The 14,958-nt window shown below is 68.2% G+C and carries 13 protein-coding genes; 9 read left to right on the top strand and 4 right to left on the bottom strand.

From position 1 onward, the window contains the following. The first annotated feature begins 353 nt into the window (after positions 1-353). The 5 genes from BWI15_RS25720 (at position 354) to BWI15_RS25700 (ending at position 6,487) form a co-directional block, all read left to right on the top strand. Positions 354-1,361, top strand: coding sequence for an ABC transporter permease (locus BWI15_RS25720; protein WP_077016994.1), 1,008 nt, complete (start codon positions 354-356; stop codon positions 1,359-1,361). Between the two features lie 40 nt (positions 1,362-1,401). Beyond that, complete coding sequence (locus BWI15_RS25715) at positions 1,402-3,159, top strand: ABC transporter substrate-binding protein (protein WP_077016993.1); 1,758 nt, start codon at positions 1,402-1,404, stop codon at positions 3,157-3,159. Positions 3,160-3,258: 99 nt separating this feature from the next. Beyond that, the gene (locus tag BWI15_RS25710; protein ID WP_077016992.1) at positions 3,259-4,251 is read left to right on the top strand and encodes an ABC transporter permease; all 993 of its coding nucleotides are present in this window, start codon (positions 3,259-3,261) and stop codon (positions 4,249-4,251) included. Continuing rightward, the gene (locus tag BWI15_RS25705; protein WP_237771462.1) at positions 4,248-5,423 is read left to right on the top strand and encodes an ABC transporter ATP-binding protein; all 1,176 of its coding nucleotides are present in this window, start codon (positions 4,248-4,250) and stop codon (positions 5,421-5,423) included. Before BWI15_RS25710 ends, BWI15_RS25705 begins: the two co-directional genes overlap by 4 nt. 8 nt (positions 5,424-5,431) lie before the next feature. Beyond that, positions 5,432-6,487, top strand: a complete 1,056-nt coding sequence (locus tag BWI15_RS25700) for an ABC transporter ATP-binding protein (protein WP_077016991.1) — start codon at positions 5,432-5,434, stop codon at positions 6,485-6,487. A 46-nt stretch (positions 6,488-6,533) separates the two neighbouring features. Here the strand turns inward: BWI15_RS25700 and dnaN are convergent, their stop codons facing one another. Both dnaN and BWI15_RS25690 read right to left on the bottom strand, forming a co-directional pair. Then, a complete protein-coding gene (dnaN, locus tag BWI15_RS25695) occupies positions 6,534-7,649 on the bottom strand; it encodes a DNA polymerase III subunit beta (protein WP_077016990.1) in 1,116 nt (371 codons plus the stop codon). A 42-nt stretch (positions 7,650-7,691) separates the two neighbouring features. Then, a complete protein-coding gene (locus BWI15_RS25690) occupies positions 7,692-8,915 on the bottom strand; it encodes a low temperature requirement protein A (protein WP_077016989.1) in 1,224 nt (407 codons plus the stop codon). Positions 8,916-9,030: 115 nt separating this feature from the next. Here BWI15_RS25690 and BWI15_RS25685 point away from each other — a divergent pair, with 115 nt between their 5' ends. The 4 genes from BWI15_RS25685 (at position 9,031) to BWI15_RS25670 (ending at position 12,725) form a co-directional block, all read left to right on the top strand. Continuing rightward, positions 9,031-10,059, top strand: coding sequence for an NAD(P)-dependent alcohol dehydrogenase (locus BWI15_RS25685; RefSeq protein WP_077016988.1), 1,029 nt, complete (start codon positions 9,031-9,033; stop codon positions 10,057-10,059). Between the two features lie 10 nt (positions 10,060-10,069). Continuing rightward, positions 10,070-11,098, top strand: coding sequence for an amidohydrolase family protein (locus BWI15_RS25680; RefSeq protein WP_077016987.1), 1,029 nt, complete (start codon positions 10,070-10,072; stop codon positions 11,096-11,098). Continuing rightward, a complete protein-coding gene (locus BWI15_RS25675) occupies positions 11,098-11,820 on the top strand; it encodes an iron-sulfur cluster assembly protein (RefSeq protein ID WP_077016986.1) in 723 nt (240 codons plus the stop codon). The genes BWI15_RS25680 and BWI15_RS25675 overlap by 1 nt, the downstream gene beginning before the upstream one ends. A 101-nt stretch (positions 11,821-11,921) precedes the next feature. Further along, complete coding sequence (locus BWI15_RS25670; protein WP_077016985.1) at positions 11,922-12,725, top strand: IclR family transcriptional regulator; 804 nt, start codon at positions 11,922-11,924, stop codon at positions 12,723-12,725. A gap of 105 nt (positions 12,726-12,830) precedes the next feature. Here BWI15_RS25670 and BWI15_RS25665 read toward each other — a convergent pair whose 3' ends face one another. Continuing rightward, positions 12,831-14,123 (bottom strand): sugar ABC transporter permease, encoded by a 1,293-nt coding sequence (locus BWI15_RS25665; protein WP_143465814.1) that lies wholly within the window; start codon positions 14,121-14,123, stop codon positions 12,831-12,833. Then, the gene (locus BWI15_RS25660; RefSeq protein WP_193432189.1) at positions 14,120-14,929 is read right to left on the bottom strand and encodes an ATP-binding cassette domain-containing protein; all 810 of its coding nucleotides are present in this window, start codon (positions 14,927-14,929) and stop codon (positions 14,120-14,122) included. Before BWI15_RS25660 ends, BWI15_RS25665 begins: the two co-directional genes overlap by 4 nt. Positions 14,930-14,958: the final 29 nt, after the last annotated feature.

Raw genomic sequence — 14,958 nt, 5'->3', positions numbered from 1 at the left:
GAGTGATGAAACTGGAAGCGCTGGCCGTCTGCACGCGGAGTGACAATCTGGCACTAAATGGCCATTGACGGTGCTGTGCCGCCGCGTTTTGTGGAGAATTGCTAACTCTAAGTAAATATTCGTCTCAAATGTACTCCCGGGGTACCCGTTCCGGTAACGATTTGTACACTGCTCCGGGGCACTGCTGGTTTTGCCGCCGATGTATCGGGCAGGCTGGCCCGCGGTCCACAGGCCGGTCGTTGTCAAGGCCTTTTGGCTGCAACTAGGTGCAGGGCTCCAGACCCTCCGCGATCAACAGATCGTGGCCGGTCGACATCTGAGAAATCTGGCTGACAGAAGCTGACGGAGTGCGCATGAGCATCGGTTCACCCGACTCGACCGTAGGTGTCGAGGACCACCCGGCGTCCGCGGAGCCGGTGCGGGACGCAGGAATGGCGCACGGGAAATCGCCGACGCGGATCGCGATGGACCGGCTGCGCAAGGACCGGGTCGCGATGATCTGCGCCTTCGTCGTGCTGTTCTTCATCCTGATCGCGATCTTCGCGCCGCTGCTGGCCAAGCTCGAGGGCGGCGACATCAGCTCGTTCAAGCCCGACCTGGTCGACGAGTACGGCTTCCCGACCATCGGCATCACGTCGGACCACTGGTTCGGCGTCGAGCCCAAGACCGGCCGGGACAACTTCGCCCGCTGGGTGTACGGCGCCCGCCCGTCGCTGGTCGTCGCGTTCGTCGCCACGCTGTTCGGCACCATCGTCGGCGTGGTGATGGGGCTGCTGGCCGGCTTCCTCGGCGGCTGGGTGGACCGGGTGATCTCCTGGATCATCGACTTCGTCCTGAGCCTTCCCTACCTGCTGTTCGCGATCGCGATGGTGCCGATCGTGGAGAACCTGCGTGGGGGTTCGTTCAACCTGACGCCCGACGAGCAGGCCTCGACCCGGTTCTTCGTGCTGATCTTCGTGCTCTCGTTCTTCGGGTGGGCCGGCCTGGCGCGGATCATCCGCGGTGAGGTGCTGTCCCTGCGCGAGCGGGAGTTCGTGCTCGCGGCCAAGGCGATCGGCGTTCCGACCAGCCAGGTGCTGTTCAAGGAACTGCTGCCCAACCTGGTCGCCCCGATCGTGATCTCGGCATCACTGGCGCTGCCGGCCTACGTCACGGCCGAGGCGGGCCTGTCCTTCCTCGGGGTGGGGCTGATCGAGCCGATCCCGTCGTGGGGTCAGACGATCGCCTCGGCGACCAACTGGTTCAAGGCCGACCCGCTGTACCTGTGGCTGCCGGTGCTCGGCATCACGGCCCTGGTGCTCGCCCTCGCCCTGCTGGGCGACGCGGTGCGGGACGCCTTCGACCCCAAGACTCGCCGGTAGCCCGGCGTTGCCCCAGCGGCAGAAAAGGAGAAACACGACAATGCAGTGGAAGCGGATCACCGCTGTCGCGGCGACGGTCATGCTGGCCGCCGTGGCCTGTGGCAGCCCGTCGTCGAACAACGGCAGCGGCAACGGGAACGCGGGCGACGCGGGTTCGGCACAGGAGAAGGCCACCGACGCGACCCTGAAGGGCCCGGCGCCCGAGGTCGAGGGCGCGAAGAAGGGTGGCACCGTCACGGTGCTGTCCGACGTCACGCCGGACACCTTCGACCCGACCAACATCTACTACACCGACGGCAACCAGATCGGAAAGCTGATGTACCGGGCGCTGACCCAGTACAAGCTGGACGACAAGACCGGCAAGCCGATCCTCGTTCCCGACCTGGCCGAGGACCTGGGCACCAAGTCGGCCGACGGCCTGACCTGGACGTTCAAGCTCAAGCAGGGCATCAAGTACATGGACGGCTCCCCGGTCAAGGCCGAGGACTACGCGTACGCGATCAAGCGGTCCTTCGCGCACGACCTGTACGACGCCGGCCCGGCGTACCAGATGGAGTTCTTCAAGGACGGCGACAAGTACGAGGGTCCGTACTCCAGCGGTGACAACTACTCCGGCGTCGAGACCCCGGACAACAGCACGCTGATCATCCACCTGCGCAAGAAGTTCGACGACCTTCCGTTCTACGCGGCGTTCCCGATGTTCACGCCGATCCCGAAGGCCAAGGACACCAAGAAGAACTACGAGCAGAAGCCGATGGCGACCGGCCCGTACATGGTCGAGAGCTACAACGCCGGTTCGGAACTGCGGCTGGTCAAGAACCCGAACTGGGACCCCAACACCGACCCGGTGCGGCACCAGTACCCGGACAAGTGGGACTTCAAGTTCTCCCAGGACCTGCTCAAGGTGCAGCGCCAGGTGCTGGCCAGCTCCGGTCAGGACGCGAACGCGCTGAGCTACACCAACCTCGACGCCAGCCTGAAGCCCGAGGTCAAGGACGAAAGCCAGATCATCCGCGGCCAGTCGCCGTGCACGAACTTCCTCGGCATGGACACCCGCAAGATCCCGCTGGAGGTCCGTCAGCTGATCGCGAAGGCGTTCCCGTTCGACAGCTGGCGCAAGGTCCGGGGCCTGACCCCGGACAGCGCGATCCCGGCGTCGACGATCCTGCCGCCGGCCGTTCCGGGCTACGAGAAGTACGAGCTGCCCGGCCTGACCGGCACCGGCAAGGGTGCTGAAGACCCGGCCGTCGCCGAGGAGATCAAGGCCAAGCTGAAGGAGCTGGGCAAGGAGAACTTCGAGCTGAGCTGGTACTACTCCAACGACGACAAGATCCGCCAGACGCAGAACCAGCTGTGGACCCAGACCTTCGAGAAGGCCGGGTTCAAGGTCAAGTCGGTCGGCGTCTCGAAGGCCAAGATCCGCACCCTGACCAACGACCCGAGCGCCCCGGTGAACATCGGCCAGGGCCCCGCGGGCTGGTGCTCGGACTGGCCGTCGGGTACGAGCTGGTTCCCGGTGCTGTTCAAGTCCGACGCGGTCAAGCTGAGCAACAGCATCGGCATGATCCAGGACAAGGCGCTGGACGCCGAGATCGACCGGGTCGCGGCGCTGAGCCCGGACGAGCAGCTCAAGGAGTGGTCGAAGGTCGACCGCAAGATCATGGAGCAGTACCTGCCGGGTGTTCCGCTGTACTACAGCGCGAGCACGTTCCCGGTCGGGAAGAACATCGGTCACGCCATCAACGACGTGACCCAGGGCATGCCCGAGTTCACCTCGATCTACCTGAAGCAGCCCTGATCCGGTTCGCCGGACACCTAGCAGTCTGATCATCTGATGGAGGGGTGGTGACCGGACCTCGGTTCGGTCACCACCTCGATCGGTGAGGAGAAAACCCCCGTGCTCTACTTCGTGGCGCGCCGGCTGGTGAGCGCGCTCAGCGTGGTACTGGTCACGCTCATCGCGACCTTCGCGCTGTTCTTCGTCGCCCCGACCGACCCGGCCGCGGCGATCTGTGGTGAGCGCAACTGCACCCAGGAGCGTTACAACGAGATCAAGGAGAACCTGCACCTGGACCGACCCAAGGTGCAGCAGTTCGCCGAGTACACGGCGGGAATCTTCGCCGGGCGGACCTTCGAGACCGCCGGTGTGGTGCAGAAGTGCGACGCGCCCTGCCTGGGCTTCTCGTTCAAGAACGACCGGCCGGTGACCGACATGCTGAAGGAGCGCTTGCCGGTCACGGTGTCGCTGGTGGCCGGTTACGCGGTCCTGGTGCTGACCATCGGCGTGTTCGTCGGTTCGATGGCCGCCAAGCGCCGGGGCACGACGGGTGACCGGATCCTGATGGGCAGCACGCTGATCGTCAGCTCGGTGCCCTACTACATCGTCGCGCTGATGATCTCGCTCTACCTGACGATCCTCTACCCGATCCTGCCGCGCGGTGGTTACACGCCACTGTCGGACAACCCCGGCAAGTGGTTCGTCGGGTTCCTGACACCGTGGCTGGTGATCGGGATCTACAACTGCACCCAGTACGCGCGCTACTCGCGCGGCTCGATGGTGGAGGCACTCAGCGAGGACTACATCCGGACGGCCCGGGCCAAGGGGCTGTCCGACCGCAAGGTGACCTACAAGCACGCGCTGCGATCCGGTCTGATCCCGGTGATCACGATCTTCGGCCTGGACATCGCCGGCAGTCTGGCCGGTGCCATCTTCACCGAGCGGATCTTCGACCTCCCGGGGCTGGGCAACCTCGTGCTGGACAGTCTGCAGAGCTACGACCTGCCGGTCATCATGGGCACGGTGCTGATCGCCTCGGTGATCCTGGTCGCGATGAACTTCCTGGTCGACGTGGCCTACAGCCTGATCGACCCGCGGGTGAGGCTGTCATGAGCACACCCGCCAACGAACCCGGGACGGCTGACACCCTCGGAAAGGACGGCCTGAACACGATGAGCGGAGCCGACGCGGCAGCACAGGCCAAGCGCGGTCCGTCGATCGCGACCCGCGAGCGCCGGCAGGGGTCGCTCAACCCGAGCGGCGAGACGCCGTACCTCGAGGTCACCGACCTGACGGTGAAGTTCCCGACCGCCGACGGTGTGGTCAGCGCGGTGAACGGGCTGAGCTACGCCGTCCCGCTCGGCCGGACACTGGCGATCGTCGGGGAGTCCGGTTCGGGCAAGTCGGTCTCGAGCATGGCGGTGATGGGCCTGCACGACCGCAAGCGGACCCGGATCACCGGCTCGATCAAGCTCGGCGGCGACGAGATCGTCGGCTTGGCCGAGAACGACCTGATGAAGATCCGCGGCGACGCGGTGTCGATGGTGTTCCAGGACCCGCAGTCGTCGCTGCACCCGCTCTACACGGTCGGCAGCCAGATCGCCGAGGCGTACCTGGTGCACCACAAGGTCTCCAAGGACGTCGCCAAGAAGCGCGCCCTGGAGATGCTCGACCTGGTCGGCATCCCGAACCCGATCCGCCGGTTCAAGCAGTACCCGCACGAGTTCTCCGGCGGGATGCGGCAGCGCGCGATGATCGCGATGGGGCTGGTCAACGACCCCAAGCTGGTGATCGCCGACGAGCCGACCACCGCCCTCGACGTCACCGTCCAGGCGCAGATCCTGGACCTGCTGAACAACCTGCAGAAGGAGTTCGGCTCGGCGATCGTGCTGATCACCCACGACCTCGGGGTGGTCGCGGAGATGGCCGACGACGTCCTGGTCATGTACGCCGGCCGCTGCGTCGAGTACGGCACCGCCCAGGACGTGCTGGCCCAGCCGCGGATGCCCTACACCTGGGGTCTGCTGGAGTCGATCCCGACGGTGTCGGCGGCCAGCGAGCGGCTGCGCCCGATCAAGGGCCTGCCGCCGAGCCTGCTGAACCTGCCCAGCGGCTGCTCGTTCAACCCCCGCTGCCCCTACAAGGACCGGGTCAAGGGCGAGCGCTGCACCACCGACCTGCCCGAGCTGCTGCCGGTCGACGGCGCCGGCGCGCACACGTCCCGCTGCCACCTGCACGACAAGGCCTCGATCTACGAGGCCGAGGTCGCACCGAGACTGGGCTGAGGAGAGAGATGAACAACCCCGTGCAGGACACAACTCCGGCCGCGCAGAGCACTCCGTTGCTGCAGGTCCGCGACCTCAAGATGCACTTCCCGATCAAGGAGGCCGCGGGACTGGGCCGGACCCGCAAGGTGGTCCAGGCCGTCGACGGCGTCAGCTTCGACCTGGCGCCGGGCGGCAGCCTCGGCCTGGTCGGCGAGTCCGGCTGCGGCAAGTCGACCACCGGCCGGATGATCACCCGGCTGCTCACCCCGACGGCCGGCCAGATCCTGTTCAAGGGCACCGACATCGCCCAGCTGAAGGAGCGCGAGCTGCGCCCGTTCCGCCGGGAGCTGCAGATCGTCTTCCAGGACCCGTACAGCTCGCTGAACCCGCGGCAGACGGTCAGCAACATCATCAGTACGCCGCTGCGCGTGCACAACCTGGTGAAGCGGGGCAAGGAGCTCGAGCGGGTCCAGGAGCTGCTGGAGCGGGTCGGCCTGAACCCCGAGCACCACAACCGCTACCCGAACGAGTTCTCCGGCGGTCAGCGCCAGCGGATCGGCATCGCCCGGGCGCTGGCGGTCGAGCCCGAGGTGATCATCGCCGACGAGCCGGTCTCCGCGCTGGACGTGTCGATCCAGGCCCAGGTGATGAACCTGATGGAGGACCTGCGCCGCGATCTGGGCATCGCGTTCGTGTTCATCGCGCACGACCTCGGCGTGGTCCGGCACTTCTGCGACACCGTCGCCGTGATGTACCTGGGCAAGATCGTCGAGCAGGGCCCGCGGGAGCAGATCTACACCGCTCCGCAGCACCCGTACACCCAGGCGCTGCTGTCGGCCGCGCCGGACCTGGGCACGATCCGCGGTGTTCCGGCGAAGGAGCGGATCCGGCTGGTCGGCGACGTTCCCTCGCCGATCGACCCGCCGAGCGGCTGCCGGTTCCGCACCCGCTGCTGGAAGGCGGAGGAGATCTGCGCCACCCAGGAGCCGCTGCTGGAGATCAAACCGCGCTCCGCGGCCGGCCACACCGCGGCCTGCCACTTCGCCGAGCCGAAGGTCGACCTGACCGCCGCCACGGCCTGAGCATCACCTGGATCGAGGCCCTACCCGTCACGGGTGGGGCCTCGTTCTATTGCTGGGGGAGCAGGCGTGGGGTGACGACGTGCAGGTAGTCCCCGTCCGGCTCACCGGTCTCGGTCGCGCCGGTCAGTACGGCGGGCTTGCGCGCGCCGGTGTACGACGCGGTCAGGTGCGAGGTGCCGAACGAGTTGATCGCGTCGAGCAGGAGCTGCCCGGTGAAGGCGACGGTCAACGAGTCGCCGGTGCCGCTGGCGGCCAGCGTCTCCGCGCCGGACGCGTCGTCGGCCGACCCGGCGCGGACCCGGAGCGAGCCCACGCCGTACTCGAGCCAGATCGGGGTCATGCCGTCCGCGACGACGCTCAGCCGCTTGACGACGTCGCGCAGTGCGGCGCGCTCGACGGTGGCTCTGATCGGGGTCTCGTCCGGAACGATCCGGCGATACGGCAGGTAGGGGCCGCTCAAGGTGCGTACCCGGGCTGATCTGGTGAGGTTGTGCAGCAGCAAGGTCTCGTCGGCGACGGACAGCAGCAGTTGCCCGCCGTCGGCGGCGAACGCCCGCGTCAAGTCGACCAATGCCTTCGCAGGGACCAGTACGTCGAACGGCTGCACCGGCGAGGTCAATCCGACCCGCGCGATCCCCAGCCGATAGCGATCAGTGCTCGCCAGCTCGACCGTCTCGTCCGCGAAGCTCAGGTTGATCCCCGCCAGCGCCGGCACGACGTCGTCCCGCGCGGCGGAAACCGCCACTTGCCCGACAGCCGCGGCGAACTCGGCAGCATCCACCGCGGCACGGTGCTCTGCCTCAGCGTCCGTGGTCGCCGGGTAGTCGATCACGGGGAGCAGAGGAAGGGTGTAGACAGCATCCCCACAGCGGACGGTGAACCGGTTGTCCGCCGCGGCGAGCGTCACCGGGCCGGGCGGCAGTAGCTTGACGATCTCGGCCAGCATCCGGCCGGGCACCAGACAGGTGCCCTCGGCATCGACCTGGCAGTCCAGCGCGAGCTGCGTCGAGATCGCGTGGTCGGTCCCGGCGATGGTGGCGCGGTCAGGGCCGGCCGTCAGGAGCAGGCCGAGCAGAATCGGCGTACTCGTACGGTGCGGAAGGCCTTTCGCGACCCAGCCGATGCCGGCCGCCAACTCCTGCTGATCTGCTACGAGCTTCACGCGTCGCAGCGTAGGAGCCGGCGCCTACCGGGAAACCTTCAGCTAGCTCGAAGGTGAGTGGTCGCCGTGCCTGAGCTGGTCGCGTTCCTGCGCGAACCGCACCGACTCGAAGGCGACCAGACCGGCCAGCAGCGCCGCGAGCACGCTGAGCTGGGCCAGTGCGGGCACCTTCACCAGAGCGAACGCCGCCACCACGCACAGTCCAGCGGTGATCAACCGGCTCCACCCGACCGCCCCGGTCGTCCGGAGCTTGAAGCCGACATGGCCGAGCAGGTAGAGCACCACGCCGAAGAACAGCGCGTACAACCCGATGCCCTTCAGCGGGTCGTCGAGGTGGTGGTGCTCGGTGTCGCCGACGTACTCCAGCACCTTCTTAAGCCCCAGCGCCAGCAGTACGACGCCCGCCACCATCGGGAAGTGCAGGAACGTGTACGCGTCGCGGGCCAGCTTCGGCCGAGTCTCCGCCGGCTCCGCCGCGAGCGCCTGCTCGCCGTAGTGAACGGTGGCGTCGAAGTAGATCCACCACAGCGCCGCGGCCACCCCGAGCCCGAGCGTCGACGCGATCACGATCGGCCAGGAGATCGGCAGGTCCGTCACGCCGACGCCGATCGCGACGATCGACTCGCCCAGCGCGATGATCAAGATGAGGCCGTGCCGCTCGGCGAAGTGTGCGGCCGAGCGCAACCGCCAGCCGCGTGCGTCGATCAGGTAGGTGCCGCCGTAGTCGGCGGCCAGCGCGGCCGCCCAGAGCAGCGTCTGGGTGGTGCCGTGGAACTGCGAGGCGACCAGCAGCAGCGCCGTACCGGCCAGCATCGACGGGGCGAACCGGACGAGCGTCCGTCGCAGCGCCTTGTCGCCGTCCGCGATCACCCAGAACAGCACCAGGTGCAGCGCCCGGAACAGGAAGTACGCGATCGCGATCACCACGGGTCCGGACAGCCCGCCCGGCAGGTCGTGGAACGCCTCCGGGATCGCCAGCGCGATCAGGAACATCGCCCCCATCGCCAGCAGCAGCACAGCCCGGACCGAGCCTTCGTCGGCCTTCACCAGGTTGCACAGCCAGGAGAAGCCGATCCAGCTCCACCAGAGCAGGCCGATCAGCAGTACGCCGCGAATCACGCCGTGCCAGGTCAGCTCGTGCGCCATCAGCGCGGTGATCTGGGTCAGCGCGAAGACGAAGACCAGGTCGAAGAACAGCTCCAGCGTGGTGACGGACTGATCCTCGGAGGTGGCCTGCGCCCGGATCGGCGTCCTGCGTGTGCTCATGGCCGACATTGTGCCGCGCCGCGTTATCGGAAGGCGATAACGCCCCTTCCGCTGCCGTACGGCGCGCCGACACCATCGGATCCACCGTCGTAGACCCCGAAAGGTTGTGGCCACGATGAAGGCAGTGCGCGTCCACGAGTACGGCAAACCACCCACCCTCGACGACCTCCCCGACCCGAGCCTGCAGGGACCGCTGGACATGATCGTGAAGGTCGACGCGGCCGGCGTCTGCCGGACCGACCTGCACATCATCGAAGGGCAGTGGGCCGACAAGAGCGGCGTCGAACTGCCCTACGTGATCGGTCACGAGAACGCCGGAACCGTGCAGGAGGTCGGCGCCGCGGTCTCCACCGTCGCGCCTGGCGACAAGGTCATCCTCCACCCGCTGGTGACGTGTGGACTGTGCCGCGCCTGCCGAGCCGGTGACGACGTGCACTGCGCCGATTCGCGCTTCCCCGGGATCGACAGCGACGGAGGCATGGCCGAGTACCTGCGGACATCGGTGCGCTCGATCGTGAAGCTGGACGAGGGGCTCGCGCCGGCCGACGTCGCCGCCTTGGCCGACGCGGGCCTCACGGCGTACCACGCGGTCCGCAAGGCGGTGCCGCTGCTGCACCCGGCCGATCGGGTGGTGATGATCGGCGCCGGCGGGCTCGGGCACATCGGATTGCAGTGCCTGGTCGCGATGACGCCGTCGCGGGTGACGGTGGTCGACCGGTCCCAGGAGGTGCTGGACAAGGCGCTCGCGCTCGGCGCGCACTCGACGGTGCTCAGCGACGGGGGCCAGGTCGGGAAGGTGCTCGACGAGACCGGCGGCGAGGGCGCCCAGGTGGTGCTCGACTTCGTCGGCGAGAACGGCACCGAGGCCGACGGCATCGCGATGACCCGCAACTCCGGCTCGTACTTCGTGATCGGGTACGGCGGCACCGTCGACGTCCCGACCATCGACGTGATCTCCCGCGAGATCAACGTGGTCGGCAACCTGGTCGGCTCCTACAACGACCTGGCCGACCTGATGGAGCTGGCCGCGCAGGGCCGGGTCCGGCTGGCGACCAAGCAGTACTCCCTGGACGACGCGCTGACCGCGCTGGACGACCTGGACGGCGGCCGGGTCCCCGGCGGCCGCGCCATTCTGACGAGCTGAGGAGCACCCCATGTACAGCAAGGACGGCAACAGCTACTTCATCGTCGACAGCCACGTGCACGCGTGGGACGCGACCCCGGCGAACCAGGCCAACCGGTACGGCGAGGGTTTCATCAACTGCTTCTACGACTACCACCGCAACCTGTCGCCGGCCGACAAGGTTTGGACGCTGGAGGAGTTCCACAAGCAGTCCGAGCAGCGGATCATCCAGGACCTGTTCACCGACGGGTACGTCGATCGGGCGATCTTCCAGCCGACCTACCTGACCGACTTCTTCGTCAACGGGTTCAACACCACCGAGCAGGACGGCGTACTGGCCGAGAAGCACCCGGACAAGTTCATCGTGAACGGATCCTGGGATCCGCGTGATGGCGAAGCCGGCCTGGACAAGCTCAGCGAGCTGGCCGAGCGCTGGAACCTGCGCGGGGTGAAGCTCTACACCGCGGAGTGGAAGGGCGACTCGAAGGGCTGGAAGCTGACCGACCCGTGGTCGTACCGGTACCTGGAGCGCTGCGAGGAGCTCGGCATCCGCAACATCCACATCCACAAGGGCCCGACGATCTACCCGCTGAACCGGGACGCCTTCGACGTGGCCGACGTGGACGACGTCGCCTCGGCGTTCCCAGGACTGAACTTCATCGTGGAGCACGTCGGGCTGCCGAGGCTGGAGGACTTCTGCTGGATCGCGACCCAGGAGCCCAACGTGTACGGCGGTCTGGCCGTCGCGATGCCGTTCATCCACAGCCGGCCGAAGTACTTCGCCCAGATCATCGGGGAGCTGCTCTACTGGATCGGCGAGGACCGGATCACCTTCGCCAGCGACTACGCGATCTGGACGCCGGCCTGGCTGATCGAGCGGTTCGTCGACTTCGGCTATCCGGAGGAGCTGACCGAGTACCCGGAGCTGACGATCCAGGCGAAGAAGAAGATCCTCGGCCTGAACGCCGCCAAGCTGTACGACATCGAGGTTCCCGCGGAGCTCCGCCTGCCCGAGTCGGCCGACGGTGCGATCGGGTCCGAGCCGGTGCCGGTGGCGTGATGATCACCGAGGCGCTCGCGACGGTGCGGGACCCGGAGCTGGACGCACCGATCACCGAGCTCGGTTTCGTCGCCGCGATCGAGCAGGACGGCGGCGACGTGACGGTCGAGCTGCGGTTGCCGACGTACTTCTGCGCGCCGAACTTCGCCTATTTGATGGTCGCCGACGCGTACGACGCGGTGGCGGCCGTGCCTGGGGTAGACAGGGTGGTGGTCCGGTTGGTCGACCACTTCGCCTCCGACGAGATCAACACCGGCGTCGCGGCGTCGCGGGGCTTCACCGGGACGTTCCCGGGCCTGGCCGACGGAGAGCTGGAGGAACTCCGGCTGACGTTCCGCCGCAAAGCCCACCGAGCCTGCCAGGAACAGGTCGCCGCCCGTCTGCTGAAAGCCGGCTGGACCATGCTCGCGCTCGCCGGCACCACGCTGGGTGAGGCACGAGCGGCCTTGGCCGCCACAAGGTTGAGTGAGGAGCAGGCGTTGATCGAGTTCGAGCGCCTGCGGCGGCGGCGAGCCGAGCTCGGGCTGTCCAGCGGACCCGAGGCAGCGCTGCTCGTCCAGGACGACGGCACTCCCATCACCGCGGTCGATCTGCCCCTGCAGCTGCGGATGGCGAAGACCACCCGGATCAGCATCGAGGGCAACTCCGGGCTGTGCCGCGGGCTGCTGAGTGTCCGGTACGGGCTGCCGCGCCCGGCGGGTGTCGACCAGGCGGTCGGGTGAAGGCGGCCGAGGAGGTGCCGTCCGAGCGTGGTTCCGGCGCTCGGGCGGCACGGCGCGGTAGTGCGACGGCGCTGGTTTCGGGGCAGGCTGTCAGGGTGAGCATGTCCGCGCAGTCCTTCGACCCACCGGCGACGACCGGTGCGCCCGCGGCAGGGACGGTGCAGTCGGTCTCCCGCGCGCTGAAGGCGATGGAGCTGGTCGCCGCCAGCCGCGACGGGGTCACCGCCAAGGAGATCGCCGCCCATCTCCAGCTCGCGCTGCCCTCGGCGTACCACCTGCTGGCGACGCTCACCGAGTCCGGCTACCTCGTCCATCTCGCCCAGAACCACCGCTACGGCCTCGGCTATCGGGTCCGCCTTCTCGAGCAGGGACTGCAACGTCAGCTCGAGGTCCCGGCGCTGATCGCGTCCGCCGTCCGGCGCCTGCATCTCGAGGCCGACGCGGCGGCGTACTACGCGGTCTATCGCGAGGTCGACGTGGTGATCGCTCACGTCGTCGACTCCGAACGGCGTCCTCGCGTCCAGGTTCTCGACATCGGCTTCCACGAGGCCACCCACGCGACGGCGTTCGGCAAGGTGATGCTGGCCGCGATGAGCCAGGAGGCGCGGGACGCCTACCTGGATCGGGTCGGCTTGCGCCAGTGCACGGCGAACACGATGACGGACCGCCGCGCCCTGGAGGCCCATCTCGACAAGGTCCGCCGGTCCGGCGTCGCCCTGGAGATCGGCGAGTTCCAGGACGGCCTGTCCTGTCTCGCCGCTCCGGTTCGCTCCTCGGCCGGCGCCGTTCTGGCCTCGGTGGCCATCTCGCTGCCGTCGGCCGACTTCGCCGCCCGCCGCTGGACCCTCGAACGCGCCGTACGGCGGGGTGCGCTGGTGGCGACCCGCGCCGTGAACGCCCTGTAGGACAAGAAGAAACGGACCACCACTCCGGGCGGAGAGTGGCGATCCGTTCGTTGGAACGGCGGGCTGCTGCCGATGCAGGGGAGTCAGGCAGCAGCCCACCGGGCTTCAGGCTCGGCCGTGCGCCTGACGGCTGCGGCGGCTGAGCGAGTCGATCGTGACGGCGACCAGCAGCACGCCGGCCGTCACCATGTAGCGGACGCTGGAGTCCAGGCTGAGCAGCGCCAGGCCGTTGGAGATCGACATGATCACCAGCGCGCCGAGCAGTGCCGAGTACGCCGAACCGCGGCCGCCGAACAGGCTGGTCCCGCCGATGACGGCGGCGGCGATCGCGTTCAGGTTGGTGTCGCCACCACCGCTGCTCTGGTTCACCGCGACCAGGCGGGCCGCGGCGAGCAGACCGCCGACGGCGGCGAAGGTCGAGCAGGCGGCGAACACCGACAGGTAGATGAACCGGACGTTGATACCGGCCCGGCGCGCGGCCTCGACGTTGCCGCCGACCGCCAGCACCGAGCGGCCCCAGCGGGTCTTGCGGATCGCGAAGTCGGTGGCCACCACGAGCGCCAGGAACAGCACGAACATCGAGGACACGCCACGGTCGCTGTTCAGCACCATCACCGGGACGAGCAGTACGACGGCCAGAGCACCGGCCTTGATCGCGATCATCGACGTCGGTGCGGACGACAGACCGGCTGCGGCGCGGGCGCCTCTGCCGCGCAGCCGGGTCAGCACGTACACGACGACGACGGCGGCGACCAGCCCGTAGGCCAGCGCGGGGGAGAGGAAGCTGCGGGTGGCGAATCCGACGAGCACGGAGTCGAAGGGCAGGTTGAGCGAACCCTCCTTGCCCAGGACCAGCAGCTGCAGACCGAGGAAACCGAGCAGACCGGCCAGCGTGATGACGAAGCTCGGCACCCCGAACCGGTTGTAGAGCGCGCCGTAGAACAACCCGATCACCAGACCGAGCACGACGCCGGCGATCAGCGAGAGCACCAGCGGCCAGCCCTCGTTGACGAACGTGACGCCGAGGAGTGCGGCCGCCAGACCGCTGACCGAACCGACCGACAGGTCGATCTCGCCGAGCAGCAGGACCAGCACGATGCCGATCGCGATCACGCCGACCGAGGTGGTCTGCAGAGTCAGGTTGACCAGGTTGCGGCTGGACAGGAAGTTGCTGTTGGCGATCTGGAAGACCGCCCAGATGATCACCAGGCCGACCACGACCGGGACCGAGCCGAGGTCGCCGGAACGCAGCCGCGCGGTGAACGCAGAGACCGCGCCGCTGATGCCGTGGCTGGCGATCAGCCGCTCGTCCTGCAGGTCGGCCGGCAGCACGGCGCCACCGTTCGTTGCCTCGGGCACCGTGTCCTGCACGGGCGCCTTGTCGACCGGGGTGGTCATGATGGCGTACCTTCCTGCTGCGTCCGGCGCGCCGCGCGCTCGGAGACGGCGTTGTCCGTCGCGCCGGTGATGGCGGCGATGATGTCCTGGGTCTTGGTCTCGCTGACCGTGAAGACGCCGTTGTTGCGGCCGAGCCGCAGCACGGCGACCCGGTCGGCCACGGCCATCACGTCGGCCATGTTGTGGCTGATCAGGATGACCGCGAGGCCGCGTTCGCGCAGCCGCTCGACCAGGTTCAGCACCTCGGCGGTCTGGGCCACGCCGAGCGCGGCGGTCGGCTCGTCCAGCATCACGACCTTCGGGTCGCCGAGCAGGCTGCGGGCGATCGCGACGGTCTGCCGCTGGCCGCCGGACAGGCTCGCCACCGGGATCCGGACGCTCGGGATCTTCGCCGACAGCTGGCGGAGCAGCTCCCAGGAGGACCGCTCCATCTCCACCTCGTCGAGCACCCGGCCCTTGCGCAGCTCGCGCCCGAGGTACAGGTTCGCGACCACGTCGAGGTTGTCGCACAGGGCCAGGTCCTGGAAGACGGTGGCGATGCCGAGCTGCTGCGCCTCGGCCGGACTGCCGACCCGTACCTCCCGCCCGTCGAACACCATCGTGCCGTCGTCGGCGGTGTAGACGCCGGCGATGGTCTTGACCAGCGTCGACTTTCCGGCGCCGTTGTCGCCGACCAGGGCGAGCACCTCGCCGGCCCGGACGTCCAGCTCGATGTTCTTCAAGGCCTGGACGGCGCCGAAGCGCTTGGAGACGCCCCGCAGCGCCAGCACGGTGCCGGTCCCGACGGGGGTGGGTGTGACAGTCATCGATTCAGCTCCATTGAGGTTCGTTCACG

This window comes from Kribbella sp. ALI-6-A (assembly GCF_001984195.1).
Taxonomy (GTDB): Bacteria; Actinomycetota; Actinomycetes; order Propionibacteriales; family Kribbellaceae; genus Kribbella.
This window is presented reverse-complemented; position numbering and strand designations above follow the sequence as displayed.